We start from the raw sequence: 17,931 nt of genomic DNA on the forward strand, positions 1-17,931 counted from the left end.
TTCGGCATCGCGCCGATCGGGTTCACCCGGCTCATGCAGACCGAGGGCGAGATCGCCGGAGCCGGGGCTGCGGCCGCTGCCGGTATCCCGTTCTCCCTCTCCACCCTGGGAACCACGTCGATCGAGGACGTCCGCGCCACCGCGCCGGACGGTCGCCTCTGGTACCAGCTCTACGTGATGAAGGACCGCGACATCTCCTACGGCCTGGTCGACCGCGCGGCCGCGGCCGGGTTCGACACCCTGCTCTTCACCGTCGACACACCGATCGCCGGCAACCGCATGCGGGACGCGCGCAACGGGTTCTCCATCCCGCCGCAGCTCACCGCCAAGACGATCCTCGACGCCATCCCGCGGCCCTGGTGGTGGTGGGACTTCCTCACCACGCCGAAGTTGGAGTTCGCCTCGCTCACGACCACCGGCGGCACGGTCGGTCAGTTGCTCGACAGCGCGATGGACCCGTCGATCGACTTCGACGACCTCGCAGAGATCCGCCGGATGTGGCCCGGGAAGCTCGCCATCAAGGGGGTCCAGAACGTCCAGGACGCCCGAAAGCTCGTGGACCTGGGTGTGGACGCCATCATCCTGTCCAACCACGGTGGCCGCCAGCTCGACACCGCGCCGGTGCCGTTCCACCTGCTCCCGGAGGTCAGGAAGGCGGTCGGGGACGACGTGGACATCATCATCGACACCGGCATCATGCACGGCGCCGACATCGTCGCCGCCATCGCGATGGGCGCTTCGTTCACCCTCGTCGGCAGGGCCTACCTCTACGGCCTCATGGCCGGGGGCCGCGAGGGCGTGGACCGGGCGATCGAGATTCTGTCTTCCGAGGTCCGGCGCACTATGAAGCTGCTGCAGGTGGGGTCCGTGGAGGAGCTCGAGCCGCGGCACGTCACCCAGCTGCGCTCACTCGTGCCGATCGAACACGGCGCGCGGAGGCCGGTGTAGCGCAGCACCCCACGACCCGGCCTGACGAGCCGTGAAGCCCACGAATGAGGAATGTCCCGGGCCATCTACGAACGATGAGCCGGGACATTTCGTCTGTGGGCGAAGGGGGACTTGAACCCCCACGTCCCGAAGGACACTGGCACCTGAAGCCAGCGCGTCTGCCATTCCGCCACTCGCCCGAGTAACGCTCGAATACGTTAACACGGCCCGTTCGATCCCCACTAATCAGCAGGTGGGAGCGGGTGGGAGCCGCCAGGACGAAGATCGCGGAATCAGTGGTCACGGCTCTGGCGCGTGCTTAGAGCGGCCTCCGCCTCTATGATCGACCGGATGCCGCCGAGGGCGGCCCGACCGGTCGTGCCCGAGAGGCCACGACATGTGGAGAGAGAGGAGGCGCGACGTGGGCATAGTCGGCAAGTTCGAACGGACCCTGCAGGGCGCTGTGGGCGACGCGTTCGCCCGTCTCTTCGGCGGCAAGGTGGTCGCGGCCGAGGTGGAGGCCCAGCTACGCAAGCAGGCGGAGGCCTCCCTCAAGGTGGTCGACGGCCACCTGTTGGTGTCGAACAGCTACACCATCACCCTGGCCCGGTCCGACTACGCGTCGTTCACCGAGGACGAGGCGCTGGCCGTCAAGACCTTCTCCCGCCATCTCTCGGACCACATCGGCGAGCAGGGCTGGGAGACATACGGTCCGGTGGCCGTGACATTCGTCGAGCGTGACGATCTCCACACCGGACAGATGCGCATCGACGGGGTCGTGGATCCCGATGCCGTTCCGTTCCACATCTCGGCCGCCGCGCCGGCTCCGGCCCCGGATCATCCGGCGCCGTCGTCGCCCGCGTCCGATTCGTCGTGGGCGAGCAAGGAGAGCAACGACATGCAGGCACCCGCGTCCAACTATCCCGTCTCGGCACGGCAGCCCGACCAGGGCGCCGGCTGGGGTGGCCCGTCCGACGCCCCGACCCGGATAACCCAGGGCCGATCATCGCTGACGGTGACGCTGCACCTCGAGGACGGCTCCGGCCGCACCTTCCGCCTGCAGCGGGGTTCCAACCTGCTCGGCCGCGGTCAGGATGCGGCGTTCCGCCTGCCGGACACCGGTGTGTCGCGGCAGCACGCGGACATCCGGTTCGACGGCCGCGAGGCACTCCTGACCGACCTCGGTTCGACCAACGGCACCACGGTCAACGGTGGACCGGTGCAGGATTGGCAATTGGCCGACGGGGATGTGATCCGCGTCGGGCACTCGGAGATCGTCGTACGGTTCGACTAGCCTCCACTACAGCGGAATGTCCCCCGGAACCCCGGGGGACGATGACACGTTGGTAGAGGTGACAGACCGGCGAGGGGAGGACAACAGCGATGCAGGGACTCGTTCTGCAGCTTTCGCGTGGCCTTCTGCTGGTCTTGCTGTGGCTGTTCATCTATCTGACGTTGCGCGCGCTCAGGACCGACGTGTTCGGAAATGTGGGGATGCGCTCGGGCGGTCGCGGTGACCGCACGGGGGGTTTCCTCAGCCGCGGTTCCAAGACGATCCGGCACCTGGTGGTCACGCAGGGCGCCCTGGCGGGCACCCGCATCACGCTGTCCGAGCAACCGGTCCTGTTGGGCCGGGCCGACTCGTGCACGCTGGTGATCGACGACGATTACGCGTCGAACCAACACGCCAGACTGTCTCCACACGGCCCTGACTGGTTCCTCGAGGACCTCGGGTCGACAAACGGGACCTATCTGGACAGATCGAGGGTCACCACCCCGGTCAAGGTGGAGGCCGGGACGCCGATCCGTATCGGCAAGACCGTGATCGAGCTACGCGCGTGACGCCGGCACTCGTCTACACGGCGCGGTCCCATCTGGGGATGGTGCGGGAGAACAACGAGGACTCGGCCTACGCCGGTCCCCGGCTTCTCGCGCTCGCCGACGGGATGGGTGGCCACGCGGCCGGCGAGATAGCCAGCCAGTTCGTGGTGGCGGCCCTGGCCAAGTTGGACGAGGACGAGCCCGGGCAGGACCTCACCGGCACCCTGAGCAGGGCCCTCACCGTCGGCAACAGCGCGATCGCCGCGCACGTGAACGCCCACCCGGAGACCGACGGCATGGGTTGCACGGCTACGGCGCTCCTGTTCGACGGCCGCCGCATGGGCCTGATCCACGTCGGTGATTCGCGTGCCTACCTGTTGCGCGACGGCGAGCTGTCGCAGATCACCAAAGACGACACCTTCGTGCAGTCGCTGGTCGACCGCGGTGAACTGTCGGAGGACGATGCCCACTCGCATCCGCGCCGCTCACTGATCCTCAAGGCGCTCACCGGCGAACCGGTCGAGCCGACCGTGGTCACGCGCGAGGCGCGGATCGGCGACCGCTACCTGCTGTGCTCGGACGGCCTCTCCGACCCGGTGAGCACCGCGACGATCTCGGAGACCCTCGCCGCCGGCTCCGTCGACGAGGCCGCCGACCGTTTGGTGCAGTTGGCGCTGCGCTCGGGCGGGCCGGACAACATCACCGTCGTGGTGGCCGACGTGGTCGAGTCCGCCCGCGACACCCCTGTCATCCCGGTGGTCGTGGGTGCCGCCTCCTCGGACGAGCCGGGCGTCGTGGACCCCGCCGCCGATCCCTACTCCGCCACCGCGGCGGGCAAGGCCGCCGCGTTCTCACGCTCCCGGGTCGCCTCCCGGAACGGCGAGGGCGCCGACGGTGACAGCGCCGACGGCGCTGGTGACGGACGTTCGGGCGGGCAGGCCGGAAGCACCGGGCGCGCCGGGTCCGAGTCCGACGACGAAGCCGACGCCGACCCGCCCCGCGGCAGCCGCTGGCGATTCGCCCTGAGCGTGGTCGGGGTGCTCGTCGTGATCGCCGGGATCGTGGGCGTCTCGACGCTGCTGGTGCGCAGCAACTATTTCGTCACCGATCAGGAGAGCCAGGTCGTGGTCAAGCGGGGCATTTCCGGGGACGTGTTCGGGATCGCCCTGTCCTCCGTCAGCCGTGTCGCATGCCTGACCCCCGAGGGCATGCTGACGATGCACGAGCCGGATTCGATCCCCTCCGGCTGCGACGTGTTCACCCTCGGTGACCTCCGTGAGCCCGCCAGGGAGACCGTCCGCGCCGGCATGCCCTCGGGCAGCCTGTCCGAGGCCAACTCCCAGGTCCTCCGGCTCGCTCAGGACAATCTCCTGCCCCCCTGCGAGCCCGTGGAGGAGCAGGCCCGCGCGGGCGAGGGCGGTGCCGGCGACGCGCCGTCGTCGTCGCCCGCTCCGACCCCCGATCCCGCCGATCCCGAGCCGGGTGCCGACGCTCCTCCGCGCGGCACCGACGATCCCGCCGCCGAGCCGGCCGACCCCGCACCCGGCAGGGACGGCGGCGAGCCGTCTCCCACGGCGCGTCCCGCCCCACCGCAGGTCCCCGGGGAGAACTGCCGGGCGGTGAGCTGACCATGACCGGTCCCGCAACCAACCCCCGCGGGCAGGCGATCCCCGACCGACCGCGCCGCGGCAAGGAGCTCGTCCTCCTGATCGCCGCCACGGTGATCGTCGGCTTCTCGCTGCTCATCGTCCAGCTCGCCCAGGAGCAGGAGCTCTCGCTCGCGCTGCTGTGGATCACGCTCGCGTTCTTCGGCCTGACCGGCGGCGCGCACCTGCTCATCCGCTGGTTGGCCCCCTACGCCGATCCCGTCCTGCTGCCCGGGGTCGCGCTGCTCAACGGGCTGGGGCTGGTCCTCATCTACCGGCTCGACCTCGCCTACGCGTCACGCGCCGTCGCGAACGGCAACGACCCGCCCGGCATGGACGTCACCCGCCAACTGCTGTGGACGTTCATCGGTCTCGCCGTGATGGCCGGCGTGCTCTTCTTCCTGCGCGACCACCGCGTGCTGGCCCGATACGGCTACACCACCGGCTTCGCGGGACTGCTGCTGCTGGCGATCCCCGCGGTGCTGCCCGCCCGGTTCTCCGAGATCAACGGCGCCAAGAACTGGATCATCCTGCCCGGCTTCACCATCCAGCCCGGCGAGTTCGCCAAGATCCTGCTCATCGTGTTCTTCGCGTCGATCCTCGTGGAGAAGCGGGAGCTGTTCACCACTGCCGGTAAGCGCGTGCTCGGCGTGGACCTGCCGCGTGCGCGTGACCTCGGGCCGATCATCGTGGCCTGGTTCTTGTCGCTGGGCGTGCTGGTGTTCAACACCGACCTCGGCATGGCGCTGCTGATCTTCGCCACCGTGCTGACGATGCTGTACGTGGCCACCGAGCGCGTGAGCTGGCTGCTCATCGGCGTGGTGCTGGTGGCGATCGGCGGTGTGCTCGCGTACGCCCTGTTCGGGCACGTGCGGGTGCGGTTCCAGATCTGGCAGGACCCGTTCGCCTACTTCGACACGGGCGGCTACCAGAGCTCGCAGGCGCTGTTCGGGCTCGCGTCCGGCGGGATGGGTGGCACCGGGCTCGGCAATGGTCGGCCCGACCAGGTGCCGTTCGCGAACACCGACTTCATCACCTCCACCGTCGGCGAGGAACTGGGCCTGATCGGCCTGGCCGCCGTCCTGATGGTGTACCTGATCCTCGTGCTGCGCGGGATCCGCGTGGGGCTGACCATCCGCGACAGCTTCGGCAAGCTCGTGGCCGTGGGCCTGGCGTTCACCGTCGTGATCCAGGTGTTCGTGGTGGTGGGCGGCGTGTCCACCCTCATCCCACTGACCGGCCTGACGCTGCCGTTCATGGCGTACGGCGGGTCGAGTCTGCTCGCCAACTATGCGCTGCTCGCGGTCCTGCTGCGGCTGTCCAACGACGCCCGTCGTCCCCTGCCCACCCCGCGCCAGGCCCCGGCACTGGCCGATGCCGCCACCGGCATGATGCGCGCGCCGCGGCTGTCACCGGGCCGCGCGTCCGACCGCAGGAACGGGTGAGCGCCGTATGAACACCGCTATCCGCAGAGTCGCCGTCGCCGCCATGGTCATGGTCGTGGCGCTGCTCCTCCAGCTCACCTGGGTGCAGGTCTTCCGTGCCGACGAACTGCGCGCCGACTCCCGCAACACGCGCATGCTCCTCGACGAGTACTCGCGGCAGCGCGGGCAGATCACCGCGGGCGGGCGCGTGCTGGCCATGTCGCTGCCCTCGGACGGGCGCTTCGAGTTCGAGCGCACCTACCCCACCGCCCCGTACTCGTTCGGGCCCACGGTCGGCTACTACTCGCTGCAGTACGCCACCGCCGGCATCGAGCATTCCCAGGACGCGTTCCTCAACGGCTCCGACCCGCGGCTGCTGTCCCAGCGCATCACCGGGCTCATCTCCGGCCGCACCCCGCAGGGCGGCAACGTCGAACTGACCCTCGACCCGGCGGCCCAGGAGGTCGCCTTCCAGGCCCTCCAGCGCGGCGCCGGGCAGGGCCCCTTCGTCGGCTCGGTCGCCGCCGTGCGGCCCTCGACCGGCGAGGTTCTGTCCCTGGTCTCGAGCCCGTCCTACGATCCAGGCGAGCTGTCCAGCCAGGACCAAGCCGTGCGCACGGACGCCATGCAACGTATCGAGGCGAGCCCCGATCGTCCCCTGCTCAACCACGCCACCCAGCAGTCACTGCCGCCCGGCTCGACCATGAAGGTCATCACCACCGCCGCCGCCCTCGAGCAGGGCATCGGCCCCGAGACCCCGGTCTCCGGCGCCGACCGCACCCTCCTGCCGGGCACCTCCACCTACCTGCAGAACTACGCGGGCCAGACCTGCGGTGGCGGAACCGTCACCCTGCGCACCGCGTTCGAGCTGTCCTGCAATGTGCCGTTCGTCGAACTCAGCCAGGACATCGGCGACGAGGCCTTCACCGTCATGTCCGCCCGATTCGGCGTCGACGGCACCGCTCCGGACAACTTCGGTCTCCCCGTCGCGCCGTCCGGCCTCGGCGAGATGGACGACGCCGCCCAGTTGGCGATGAGCTCCATCGGGCAGAGTGACGTCCGCATGACGACCCTGCAGAACGCGATGGTCGCCGCAACCGTCTCCAACGGCGGCGTGCGGATGCAGCCGCAGCTCATCAAGGCCCTCACCGCGCCAGACCTCTCGGTGATCGAGGGCTTCACCCCCCGCGACGCCGGCCGCGCCCTCACCGACGAGCAGGCCGCCACCATGACCGAGCTGATGGTGGGCGCCGAGGCTCACGCCGGCGGTGGTCTGCCCGGGGTCACCATTGCCTCCAAGACCGGCACCGCCGAGCACGGCGCCGACTCCTCCGAGTCGATCCCCTACACCTGGTACATCGCGTTCGTACCCGGCCAGGACATCGCCGTGGCCGTGGCGCTCGAGTCGGGCCCCGGCATCACGCGCGACACCGTCGGCGCAACCTACGCCGCACCCATCGGCCGCGAGGTCCTGGGCGCGCTGATGGGGGGTACGCCGTGAGCTTGAACTCCGGCGCGGTGCTGTCCGGCCGCTATCGACTGCTGCGGCTGATCGCCACCGGCGGCATGGGCCAGGTGTGGGAAGCCGACGACGCCGTACTCGACCGGCGGGTCGCGGTGAAGATCCTCAAGCCCGAGTTCTCCTCCGACCCCGAGTTCGTGGAACGATTCCGCTCCGAGGCCAAGGTCACGGCGCGGATCTCGCATCCGGGGATCGCGACGGTCTACGACTACGGTCAAGTGGAGGACCCCGCCTCCGGCAGCCCGCTGTCCTACCTGGTCATGGAGCTCGTCGTGGGCGAGCCATTGTCGGACGTGTTGGCCCGCGAGGGCAGGCTGCCGCTGCGACACACCCTGGACATGCTCGAGCAGACCGGCCGGGCCCTCAACGCCGCGCACGCGATCGGCCTGGTCCATCGCGACGTCAAACCCGGCAACATCCTCATCACGCCGGCCGGGCAGGTGAAACTCACCGACTTCGGGATCGCCAAGTCAATGGGCGCCTCGGCCGTCACCCAGACCGGCATGGTCGTGGGCACGGCCCAGTACATCTCACCCGAGCAGGCAATGGGCCACCACACCTCCCCGGCCGGCGACGTGTACTCACTCGGGGTGGTGGGCTACGAATGCCTGGCCGGGCGGCGGCCGTTCGTGGCCGATTCCCCTGTGACCATCGCGATGATGCACGTCCGCGACACCCCCGAGCCGTTGCCGGACTCCGTGCCCGAACCCGTGCGCCGGGTCCTCGCCGAGGCCATGGCCAAGGACCCCGCCCGCCGTTATCCCGACGGCGGTGCCTTCGCCGACGCCATCTCCGACGTGCGGGCCGGCCGGGACCCCAGGCCGGCGAGTGCGTTCATCACCGCGGCAGGTGTTGCCGGGGCCGCGGGCGCGGCCGCCGGGTACTTGGCCGGTGACACCGCGGCGACCACCGTCCTATCCGACGGCCCGGGCGGCCAACCACCGACTCAGCAGCAGGGGCCCACGCCCACCCGGCAGTTCACGCAGATGCAGCCCGGGGCCGCCGGTTATCCCGGCACCGCCCGGGGGCAGCGCCCACCGCAGGCGGGCGTCCGCCCCGGGGCCGCACAGACGTCCACGCAGCGGGTCGCCGCGCCGCCGGCCACCACCCGGGCGCCGAAGCGCCGGTCGAACAGCGGGTGCGTGGGCTGGTTCCTCGTCGTGTTCCTCCTGGTGGCGGCTATCGCCGTCGCCGCTGTGGTCGCCCTGTCCAACGCGGGCGTCTTCGGCCCGGGCGGACTGTTCGGTGGCTCCACCACCACCCCCACCACGCCGACGTCCCCGCCGGTCACCGTCACCACCACGCAGGAACCCACCCAGCAGCCGACTCCCACGCCGTCACCCTCGCCGACGCCCGAGCCGAGCCCGACGACCTCCGATGTCCCACCGCCACCGGACCTGAACGACATGCTCGATTCGATCACCTCGGAGTTCAACTCGCTGGTGCCGCAGCCCGGGCAGGGCCAGGACCAGCAGGGACAGGGCCAGCAGGGACAGAGCGTTCCGGGCGCGGGCGGACAAGGCGGAGGAGAGCGCGGATGACCACTCCCTCGATCCTCGCCGGGCGCTACGAGATCGGTGACGCCCTCGGCTTCGGCGGCATGTCCGAGGTCCGCCGCGGCCGCGACACCGTCCTCGGCCGGGACGTCGCCGTGAAGATCATGCGGCCCGAGCTCGCCCGCGACGAGAGCTTCTATCAGCGGTTCCGACGCGAGGCCCAGAATTCGGCGTCGCTCAACCATCCCTCGATCGTCGCGATCTACGACCAGGGCGAGGAGCCGACGGCCGACGGCGCCCTGCCGTACATCGTGATGGAGATCGTCGAGGGCGACACCCTGCGCGACATCGTCAAGATGGACGGCGCGATGGACATCGACCGCTCCCTGGGTGTCATGGCCGATGTCTGCGGGGCGCTGGACTTCTCGCACAAGAAGGGCATCATCCACCGCGACGTCAAACCCGCGAACATCATGATCTCCCGCGACGGCGCGGTGAAGGTCATGGACTTCGGGATCGCGCGCGCGGTCAGCGACGCCACCTCGACACTCACCAAGACGTCCTCGGTCCTGGGCACCGCCCAGTACCTGAGCCCGGAGCAGGCCCGCGGGGAGACCGTCGACGCCCGCTCGGATCTGTACTCGGCGGGCTGTGTGCTCTACGAGATGGTGACCGGCGAGCCGCCCTTCACGGGTGAATCTCCGGTCGCCGTGGCGTACCAGCACGTGCGCGAGACCCCCCAGCCGCCGTCCTCGGTGAACCCGCAGGTCAGTCGGTACGTCGACGCGGTGATCATGCAGGCGATGGCCAAGAACCCGGAGAACCGGTACGCCTCGGCCGGAGAGATGCGCTCGGACCTGCTCGCCGTGCTGTCGGGCGGTCGACCGTCCGCGCCGCTGGTCCTGTCCGACGACGAACTCGACGACGACCAGCGGCCCGACGCCCCGCACGGCTTCACCGGCGCCGGTTTCGGTTCGGGGCGGTCGGACTGGTCGTCGCCGTCCGAGACCCTGACCGAGGCGCACGATCTCGGCGGGACTCCCGGTGACGGCGCGGCGGCGGGCGGCGCCGGGGTCGCGGCGGCGTCGACCGCAGCGCCCTCCTCCGGTAACCGGGGCTCCGGGCGCGGGGAGAGTAAGCGTCCGCGCGCCGTCATCATCGCGCTGTCCGCTTTGCTCGTCCTGGGTGTGATCGCGGGGGTGTCGATCTGGGCGACCGGAGACGGAGGCACCGGTTTCTCGCGTCCGCAACAGGAGGTCTCCATCCCCGAGGTCGCGCAGCGGCCCGTGGAGGAGGTCGTCGAGGAGCTCACCGCTCTCGGACTGGAGCCGGTACAGGTCCCGCAGACCGATCCGCAGATCCCCGTGGGTCATGTGATCTCGTCGGATCCCATCGCCGGCAAGCGGCTGGCGGTCGGCTCGGAGATCACGCTGGTGGTCTCCACCGGTAAGCCGATCCTGTCCGTGCCGAACGTCATGGGGATGTCCCCGGTCGACGCCCGCCGCGCCCTCGAAGAGGCCGGCTTCCAGGTGGTTCCGGACAACGAGGCCCGACCGTCGACGATCGAGGACCAGGACAAGGTCGTCGACACCGACCCGTCGCCGGGCTCGCAGGTCCCCTCCGACCGGCCCGTCCGCCTGACCGTCGGGTCGGGACCGGAAGAGGTGCAGGTCCCCGACGTGGTGGGTCAGAACGCCAACACCGCCAGGGCGACTCTCGAGGCCGCCGGCTTCCGGGTGGACACCCGACGCGTCGACGGCACCGCCCCCGAGGGCCAGGTCGTCGAGCAGTCGACCTCGGCCGGCCAGACCCAGCTCAAGGGCGCGACCATCACCGTGCAGGTGTCCGCAGGCAACCGGTTCGAGATGCCGAACATCGTCGGCGACAGAGTCGACGAGGCGCTGGCCAAGCTCGAGCAGGCCGGATGGCGCGGCGGCCGTGGACAGCTGGTGGAGCTCCCCCAGAACGATCCCGATCTCGCGCGGGTCGGCCAGATCTACTCCCAGCAGCCACCGGTGGGTGAGGCGGGCGTGAACGACCAGGTCGTGGTCCGCGTCATCCGATTCGGCCTGGTCCCCGGGCCCGGCTGAGCCGGCCCGCCCACCTCGCGCTTGGGCGCCGGCCTGCCGCTCTGGGCTCACCCCCGGCCCGGGCCAGCCGGGAGGTGCACTGCTCAGGCGAGGGCGGCGCCGCGGGTGCGGTCGAGTTCGGTCTCGAGGCGCGTCACGAGCGTCTCCGACGGCCGCTCCCCACATATCCCCAGCCAGTTGGCGAGCATCCTGTGGCCGCCGTCGCTCATCACCGACTCCGGATGGAACTGCACGCCGTGGATCGGCAGATCCCGGTGCCGCATCCCCATGAGCAGTCCAGACTCCGTCCAGGCCGTGGCGATGAGCTCGTCCGGAAGCGTCTCCGGCAGGACGGTCAGCGAGTGGTAGCGGGTGGCGGTGAACGGGCTGGGGAGCCCCGCGAGCACAGCTGAATCGTCATGGGTGACCTGGCTGGTCTTGCCGTGCATCAGCTCGGCGGCCCGGTCGACGGTCGCGCCGAAGGCCGCGCCGATCGCCTGATGGCCCAGGCAGACGCCGAGCACCGGAACGCCGGCCCGCCCACAGACCTCGATGAGCGGAATCGTGACGCCCGCGCGGTCAGGAGTACCGGGCCCGGGGCTGAGCAGAACGCCGTCGAACCCCGCCACGACGTCCCGGAGGACCGACGGATCGTTGACACCCTCCGGGCCGCAGAATCTCTCGTCGTCGTTCCTCCACACCTCACACACCGCGCCCAACTGCCCCAGGTACTGGACGAGGTTGTAGACGAAGCTGTCGTAGTTGTCGACGACGAGGATGCGCATAGATGCAGCGTACTGCGCCCGGATGAGGTGAACGTCCCGGGCGCGGCTTGGTAGGGTATCGCCAGACATCCCCCAGCAGTTCGAGGACTGAAATGCCCAAGTCAAAGGTACGGTCGAAGACCGAGTACACCGACGCGGCCGTCAGCCGCACGCCCGTCAAGGTCAAGGGCTCGCCGACGCCGCGCTGGTACCTCGTCGTGATGCTCGGGCTGATGATCATCGGCCTGGCGTGGCTGGTGGTCTACTACCTCGCCGGTGAGCAGATCCCGTTCATGATGGCTCTGGAGACGTGGCAGAATTTCGCGATCGGCTTCGGTCTGGCGGTCGTGGGCCTGCTCATGACGATGAACTGGCGCTGACGCCCCGCTTTTTATCCACAGCTTCATCCACAGGTCACCCCCCGCGACACGCGGGGGGTGACCTGCATTTTCACCTCTTACCACCATTTATGCAGGTCAACAGGCCTTCACGTGAATGTTCCGCCTGTTGACCTGCGAATTTCCCAGCCCTCACACGCTGTGGATAACTCCCTCCACACTGTGGATTACAAGAAATGGACGACGACGACGACCCCGCCGCAGGTCGGACGCTCGTCTGGTCGAACAGCACTCGAACTCCACCCGTGTTATTCATCCACAGTGTGGATAGAGCCTGTGGATAAGGGAGGATGGGCGGCATGAGTGGTGGAGACGCGTCAGACGCCGGGCCGAAGGTCGCATCGTGGTCCCCGAGCGTGCTGTGGCCGAGCGTTCAGATCGTTATCGGCTTCGGCCTGGTGCTGGTGGGTCTCCTGCGTCAGGATCCCCTTGCGCTCCTGCTCACGGGCTTGGCCGCACTGATTCTCATCCCCACCGCGGTCTCACAGCTGCTGCGTCGGCCCCGTCTGGAGGTCGTGGACGGCTCGCTCGCGGTCAGGAAGCTGAGCGGCACGATCTTCGTTCCCAGGGAGGAGGTCGTGGAGGTGAGATCGCTGGGAGTAGCCCGGTGGGGTGCGCGGCAGCACCTCATGCGCCTGGAATATGTGGATGACCGTGGGCGCGAGCAGCTCGACGTGTTCACCCGTCTGGACCTGGGGACGGATCCCCGGGATGTGGTGGAGACCCTGACCGGCCTCGGTTTCCGCGGCCGGCCCACCGACGAGTGACGTGAGCCGGCGCCGCGGCGTCGACGCCAGGGGTCAGAGGCCCGACAGGGCGGCCCCCGCGAGTTCGGAGAGCAGCGCCTGCGCGGAGAACCACGCCACGACGCCCAGCAGCACGGCCACCACGAGGTAGCCGGTCCACGAGGCGGCCTCACGCCCCGCACGGCCGGTGCGGGAGGGCAGCAGGCGGGGCAGAACGACCAGGGCCAGCGCGGCGATCGCGCCCACGACCAGACCCCCGAGGTGGGCGGCGAGTGAGATCCCGGGGACGACGATGCTGATGCCGATGTTGAGGGCCAGCAGGACGGCGACCCCCTTGACGTCCAGCTTCATGGACATCGCGACGATCGCGTAGGCGCCCATGAGGCCGAAGATCGCGCCGGACGCGCCCGCGGTGAGGGCGATCGGGCTGAAGTGTAGGACGGCGACGGAGCCACCGATCGCCGATATCAGGTAGAGCGCCAGGAACCGGAGATGCCCGATGCTGCGCTCGATGCCGTAGCCCAGGATCCACAGCATGTACATGTTGAGCAGCAGGTGCATGGGCCCGAAGTGCTGGAACGCGGAGGTGAGCAGCCGCCACCACTCATCACGGACCACCACCACGGGCGGGAAGAGCGCGGTGGCATCGAACAGCGCCGAATGGTGGTTGTCCATGAAGCTGCGCGACTGGGCCACAGTCGCGAGATAGACGGCGAGGTTCGCGGTGATCAGCCACGCGGTGACGGGCTGGAGACGGAAGAAGCGTGCGATGGCGCCGCCGCGGCGGGTCTGGGTGCTCATGATGTCCGGTCGCTCGGGTGCTGCAGGGCCCTGCGGATACGACGGCGGCGCGGGCCCGGTCGAACCGGTTCCCGCGCCGCCGACTGACCGCGGTGGTCGGTCAGGAGATCTCGATCGACTCGATCACGACGTCCTCGGTCGGGCGGTCCATCGCGCCCGTGCGGGTGGCCGCGATCTCGTCGACGACCTTCCGCGAGGCGTCGTCGGCGACCTTGCCGAAGATGGTGTGGCGGTTGTTCAGGTGCGGGGTCTGGCCCACGGTGATGAAGAACTGCGAACCGTTGGTGCCCGGCCCGGCGTTGGCCATGGCCAGCAGGTAGGGCTCGTTGAACTGGAGCTCGGGATGGAACTCGTCCTTGAACTGGTAGCCCGGGCCGCCACGGCCGGTGCCGGTCGGGTCGCCGCCCTGGATCATGAAACCGGAGATGACGCGGTGGAAGATCGAGCCGTCGTAGAACGGACCGGTCTTCTCGCCCTTGGCGTTGGCCTGCGCGTACTCCTTGGACCCGTCGGCCAGGCCGACGAAGTTGCCGACGGTCTCCGGGGCATGGTTACCGAACAGCTCGACGACGATGTCGCCACGATTGGTGCGGATGGTTGCCTTCTGCGTTGCGATGCTCACGCTCCCCATCCTGCCACGCAGCGCAGACGCTCATCGCCGGAGACGCGATCAGAGCCCCACGTTCGCGGTGAGCGGGCCGCTCCCGCCTGATACTGGTGGTCGCTGTCGGACTGCTGTGCCACCATCGTCATATGAGCAAACGAAGCGATCGCGCTGCCGAACGTCGGGCCGTCAAGCAGGCCGAGAAGGACCTGAAGCAGGCCGGTACCGCCGCACGTAAGGCATTCGACCTGAAGGATCCCCGTTTCCTCGGCGAGGCCGCGGTGGCCGCCACCCGGGGCCCCGTCGGCCTCGCCCTCTTCGGTGCCAGCCGTGGCCTCCAGGTGGTGCGGGACCGTCGCGCCGAGCAGGCCGAACTCCTGGGTGAGCTGGCGGCGGACGCCAAGCAGCACGCCGACACGCTGCGCGAGAAGACGTCCGTCCTGGCGGCACCGCCGCAGAAGCGGAGCCCACTGCGCCGATTCGCCCCGCTGTGGATCGCCGGACTCGCCGGCGGCGCCGCTATCGCGGGCGCGACCGCCTACTTCCTGCGCGACCCGGGTGCTCCCTCCGCTGCGCCCACGCCCGCGCCCGCCCCGGCCCCCGCCCAGTCCCCCGCGGCCGGCAGCGCCGCGCCCGGCCCCGCCGCCGGATCCGCACCGCAGCCCGCCGAGGCCGCCGGTGATCCCGCGGAGCCCGCGACCGGGGAGGACGTGTCGATCGACGCGGCGGATCCGGAGGGCCCGGCCGATCAGCAGGCCGACACCTCACCGGCTGCCGGAAGCCCGGTACCCGGACCCGCCGCCGGATCGGCCCCCCAGCCGTTTGAGGACGAGTGAACGAGGCCCCACCGTCGACCGAGACTCCCGAGCTGCGGATAGCGGCCTCGGCGCTCGACCGGCTGGGACCGCTGGACGTCCACGCGTTGTACAAGCTTCGCGTGGACGTCTTCGTGGCCGAGCAGGACTGCCCCTATGCCGAGATCGACGAGGTCGACGCGGACCCCGCGACCACTCACCTGCTGGCGCGGGTCCCCGGCCCGGAGCGGTCGGAGCTCGCGGCCACGCTGCGCATCTACGGCAGCGGCGAGGTCATGCATCTGGGCCGGGTGTGCACGGCCCCACAGTGGCGCGGCCGGGGCGTGGCCGCGCGGCTCATCCGGATGGGGCTCGACCTGTGCGGCGGCCAGCCCGTCGAGATCGGCGCACAGGCGCACCTGCAGCCGTGGTACGAGCAGTTCGGCTTCGTGCGATCCGGTCCCGAATACCTCGATGGGCGGATCCCCCACGTTCCGATGCGGCGTGACCTCTTAGGATGAGGTGTAGATCACCCCTCCCACTCCATCCGAGGACCACACATGACGTCTGACGCCTCCGCAGGTTCGCTGGTCAAGGCACTTCTGCCCGAGAGCGAGATGCCGACCCACTGGTACAACATCCAGGCGGATCTCCCGGAGCCGATGGCTCCCCACCTGCACCCCGGCACCAAGGAGCCATTGGGGCCGGAGGATCTGGCGCCACTGTTCCCCATGGCGCTCATCGAGCAGGAGGTCACCGGCGAGCGGTACGTCGAGATCCCCGAGGCCGTCCAGGAGATCTACCGGCTGTGGCGCCCCGCGCCGCTGATCCGGGCCCGCCGCCTCGAGAAGGCGCTGGGCACGTCCGCCCAGATCTACTACAAGTACGAGGGTACGAGCCCGGTCGGCTCTCACAAGCCCAACACCGCTGTCGCGCAGGCCTACTACAACGCCGCCGAGGGCATCACCAAGCTCACCACGGAGACAGGGGCCGGCCAGTGGGGCGCCTCGCTCGCGTTCGCCGGCCAGGCCTTCGGGATCGAGGTCGAGGTGTGGCAGGTCAAGGCCTCGTTCGAGTCCAAGCCGTACCGCCGCATGCTCATGGAGACCTTCGGCGCCTCGGTGCACCCGAGCCCGTCAGATCTCACCGAGTCCGGGCGCGCCATGCTCGCCAAGGACCCCGAGACCCCGGGTTCGCTCGGTATGGCCGTGTCGGAGGCCGTCGAGGTCGCGGCCGGGGACCCGGAGGCCCGCTACTCGCTGGGCTCCGTGCTCAATCACGTGTGCCTGCACCAGACCGTGATCGGTGAGGAGGCCATCAAGCAGCTCGCGATGTTCGGCGAGGGCGCGCCGGACTACATCTACGGTTGCGCCGGCGGCGGCTCCAACCTGGCCGGCCTCGCGTTCCCCTTCATCCGGGAGAACCTGGCCGGGGCCACGACCGAGATCATCGCCGTCGAGCCCTCCGCCTGCCCGTCGCTCACCGAGGGCGAATTCCGCTATGACCACGGCGATGTGGCCGGGCTGACGCCCCTGATGAAGATGTACACCCTCGGTCAGGACTTCGTGCCGGACCCCATCCATTCCGGTGGCCTGCGCTACCACGGCATGGCGCCGCTGGTCAGCCACGTCAAGCACCTGGGGCTGATCGACTCGATGGCGGTGGAGCAGAACGTCGCGTTCGAGGCGGGCGTCGAGTTCGCCAAGGCGGAAGGCGTCGTGCCCGCGCCCGAGTCGACCCACGCCATCGCCGGCGCGCTCGCCAAGGCCCGCGAGCACACCGGGGAGGCCGGTACCGGCCCGTCCATCGTGATCGGACTGTCCGGCCACGGCTTCCTCGATCTACCCGCCTACCAGTCCTACGTCCGCGGCGAACTGGGCTGACCCCTCCGCCGACGCGGCGAATCGCCCCCTCGTCACCGTCGTCCCACAAAAGAGACGGCCCATCCGAACAGGAGAACTCCCATGACATCGATCGACTTCACCGACCGCGTCGCGATCATCACCGGTGCCGGCGGCGGCCTCGGCCGCGCCTACGCCCTCGCCCTGGCCGAACGTGGTGCCAAGGTCGTCGTCAATGATCTCGGGGGCGACGTGCACGGCGGTGCCGGCGACTCCTCCCCCGCCCAGCTGGTCGTCAACGAGATCACCGCCGCGGGCGGCGAGGCGATCGTCGACGGCAGCGACATCACCGACGAGGCCTCCGTCCAGCAGATGGTCGCCACCGTCATGGACACCTGGGGCCGCATCGACATCCTCATCAACAACGCGGGCATCCTGCGCGACAAGTCCTTCGCCAAGATGGAGTCCGCCGACTTCCGCAAGGTCGTCGAGGTCCACCTCATGGGTTCGGTCAACTGCACCAGGGCCGTGTGGCCCCACATGGCCGAAGCCGGCTACGGCCGCATCCTCATGACCACCTCCACCTCCGGCATCTACGGCAACTTCGGCCAGTCCAACTACGCGGCCGCCAAGTCCGGCCTGGTCGGTCTGATGAACGTGCTCGCCATCGAGGGCGCCAAGAAGAACATCAAGGTCAACTCGATCGCCCCGACCGCCGCGACCCGGATGACCGAGGACCTGCTTCCGCAGCGGGTGCTGGACATCATGGGCCCGGAGACCATCGCCCCCGGCGCCCTGTTCATGGTCAGCGACGACGCCCCCACAAAGACGATCCTCGGCGCCGGCGCCGGCGTGTTCGCCGTCTCCCAGATGGTCGAGTCGCGCGGCGTCTACCTGCCCGACGGTGCCCGCACCCCCGAGGTCGTGGCCGAGCGTTGGGCCGAGATCGCCGACATGAACGACGTCAACCCGCTCGAGTCGGCCTTCGAGCAGACCTCGAAGTACGCGGCGCTGGCCGCGCGTGAACTGGGCCTGCACCTGGAGAGCTGAGGCCACCGCAGCCCGCGCCGCCCCACGC

17 protein-coding genes and 1 tRNA gene are annotated in these 17,931 nt (G+C 69.8%); 14 read left to right on the forward strand and 4 right to left on the reverse strand.

Annotated features, from left to right (window positions below; all coding sequences use genetic code 11):
* Positions 1-948, forward strand: a 948-nt coding sequence (locus ACWIE7_RS08545) for an alpha-hydroxy acid oxidase (RefSeq protein ID WP_454069036.1), incomplete at its 5' end; no start/stop codon positions are given.
* A gap of 96 nt (positions 949-1,044) precedes the next feature.
* Here ACWIE7_RS08545 and ACWIE7_RS08550 read toward each other — a convergent pair.
* Positions 1,045-1,127: transfer RNA gene (locus ACWIE7_RS08550), tRNA-Leu, on the reverse strand.
* A 221-nt stretch (positions 1,128-1,348) separates the two neighbouring features.
* Here ACWIE7_RS08550 and ACWIE7_RS08555 point away from each other — a divergent pair.
* The 7 genes from ACWIE7_RS08555 to pknB all read left to right on the forward strand — a co-directional run bounded on the left by ACWIE7_RS08555 (position 1,349) and on the right by pknB (position 10,926).
* Complete coding sequence (locus ACWIE7_RS08555; RefSeq protein WP_454058848.1) at positions 1,349-2,221, forward strand: DUF3662 and FHA domain-containing protein; 873 nt, start codon at positions 1,349-1,351, stop codon at positions 2,219-2,221.
* 89 nt (positions 2,222-2,310) lie between these two features.
* Positions 2,311-2,769, forward strand: coding sequence for an FHA domain-containing protein FhaB/FipA (locus tag ACWIE7_RS08560; RefSeq protein WP_452098330.1), 459 nt, complete (start codon positions 2,311-2,313; stop codon positions 2,767-2,769).
* Positions 2,766-4,376: a PP2C family protein-serine/threonine phosphatase gene (locus ACWIE7_RS08565; protein ID WP_454069037.1), complete on the forward strand. Its 1,611-nt coding sequence runs from the start codon at positions 2,766-2,768 to the stop codon at positions 4,374-4,376. Before ACWIE7_RS08560 ends, ACWIE7_RS08565 begins: the two co-directional genes overlap by 4 nt.
* 2 nt (positions 4,377-4,378) lie before the next feature.
* Positions 4,379-5,839, forward strand: a complete 1,461-nt coding sequence (locus tag ACWIE7_RS08570) for an FtsW/RodA/SpoVE family cell cycle protein (protein ID WP_452098328.1) — start codon at positions 4,379-4,381, stop codon at positions 5,837-5,839.
* A gap of 7 nt (positions 5,840-5,846) precedes the next feature.
* Entirely contained in the window at positions 5,847-7,319 is a 1,473-nt protein-coding gene (locus ACWIE7_RS08575) for a penicillin-binding transpeptidase domain-containing protein (RefSeq protein ID WP_454069038.1), read from the forward strand.
* On the forward strand, positions 7,316-8,881 hold the full coding sequence (locus tag ACWIE7_RS08580; protein WP_454069039.1) for a protein kinase domain-containing protein: 1,566 nt from the start codon (positions 7,316-7,318) through the stop codon (positions 8,879-8,881). The genes ACWIE7_RS08575 and ACWIE7_RS08580 overlap by 4 nt, the downstream gene beginning before the upstream one ends.
* Complete coding sequence (gene pknB, locus ACWIE7_RS08585; protein ID WP_454058846.1) at positions 8,878-10,926, forward strand: Stk1 family PASTA domain-containing Ser/Thr kinase; 2,049 nt, start codon at positions 8,878-8,880, stop codon at positions 10,924-10,926. The genes ACWIE7_RS08580 and pknB overlap by 4 nt, the downstream gene beginning before the upstream one ends.
* A gap of 83 nt (positions 10,927-11,009) precedes the next feature.
* Here the strand turns inward: pknB and ACWIE7_RS08590 are convergent, their stop codons facing one another.
* Positions 11,010-11,690, reverse strand: a complete 681-nt coding sequence (locus ACWIE7_RS08590) for an aminodeoxychorismate/anthranilate synthase component II (RefSeq protein WP_452098324.1) — start codon at positions 11,688-11,690, stop codon at positions 11,010-11,012.
* Positions 11,691-11,782: 92 nt separating this feature from the next.
* Here ACWIE7_RS08590 and crgA point away from each other — a divergent pair, with 92 nt between their 5' ends.
* Both crgA and ACWIE7_RS08600 read left to right on the forward strand, forming a co-directional pair.
* Positions 11,783-12,049 (forward strand): cell division protein CrgA, encoded by a 267-nt coding sequence (gene crgA, locus ACWIE7_RS08595; protein WP_344995699.1) that lies wholly within the window; start codon positions 11,783-11,785, stop codon positions 12,047-12,049.
* Between the two features lie 317 nt (positions 12,050-12,366).
* On the forward strand, positions 12,367-12,834 hold the full coding sequence (locus ACWIE7_RS08600; RefSeq protein ID WP_452098323.1) for a PH domain-containing protein: 468 nt from the start codon (positions 12,367-12,369) through the stop codon (positions 12,832-12,834).
* Positions 12,835-12,867: 33 nt separating this feature from the next.
* Here ACWIE7_RS08600 and ACWIE7_RS08605 read toward each other — a convergent pair whose 3' ends face one another.
* Together ACWIE7_RS08605 and ACWIE7_RS08610 are read right to left on the reverse strand one after the other, a co-directional pair.
* Positions 12,868-13,614 (reverse strand): rhomboid family intramembrane serine protease, encoded by a 747-nt coding sequence (locus tag ACWIE7_RS08605; protein WP_454069040.1) that lies wholly within the window; start codon positions 13,612-13,614, stop codon positions 12,868-12,870.
* 100 nt (positions 13,615-13,714) lie between these two features.
* Positions 13,715-14,245: a peptidylprolyl isomerase gene (locus ACWIE7_RS08610; RefSeq protein WP_344995688.1), complete on the reverse strand. Its 531-nt coding sequence runs from the start codon at positions 14,243-14,245 to the stop codon at positions 13,715-13,717.
* Between the two features lie 122 nt (positions 14,246-14,367).
* On the opposite strand from ACWIE7_RS08610, the gene ACWIE7_RS08615 reads away from it, so the two are divergent.
* The 4 genes from ACWIE7_RS08615 to ACWIE7_RS08630 all read left to right on the forward strand — a co-directional run bounded on the left by ACWIE7_RS08615 (position 14,368) and on the right by ACWIE7_RS08630 (position 17,903).
* Complete coding sequence (locus tag ACWIE7_RS08615) at positions 14,368-15,054, forward strand: hypothetical protein (protein WP_454069041.1); 687 nt, start codon at positions 14,368-14,370, stop codon at positions 15,052-15,054.
* On the forward strand, positions 15,051-15,533 hold the full coding sequence (locus ACWIE7_RS08620) for a GNAT family N-acetyltransferase (RefSeq protein ID WP_344995682.1): 483 nt from the start codon (positions 15,051-15,053) through the stop codon (positions 15,531-15,533). Before ACWIE7_RS08615 ends, ACWIE7_RS08620 begins: the two co-directional genes overlap by 4 nt.
* Positions 15,534-15,572: 39 nt before the next feature.
* The gene (locus ACWIE7_RS08625; RefSeq protein WP_454069042.1) at positions 15,573-16,895 is read left to right on the forward strand and encodes a TrpB-like pyridoxal phosphate-dependent enzyme; all 1,323 of its coding nucleotides are present in this window, start codon (positions 15,573-15,575) and stop codon (positions 16,893-16,895) included.
* Between the two features lie 81 nt (positions 16,896-16,976).
* A complete protein-coding gene (locus tag ACWIE7_RS08630; protein ID WP_454069043.1) occupies positions 16,977-17,903 on the forward strand; it encodes an SDR family oxidoreductase in 927 nt (308 codons plus the stop codon).
* Positions 17,904-17,931 lie beyond the last annotated feature (28 nt).

This window comes from Dietzia sp. NPDC055343 (assembly GCF_053645265.1).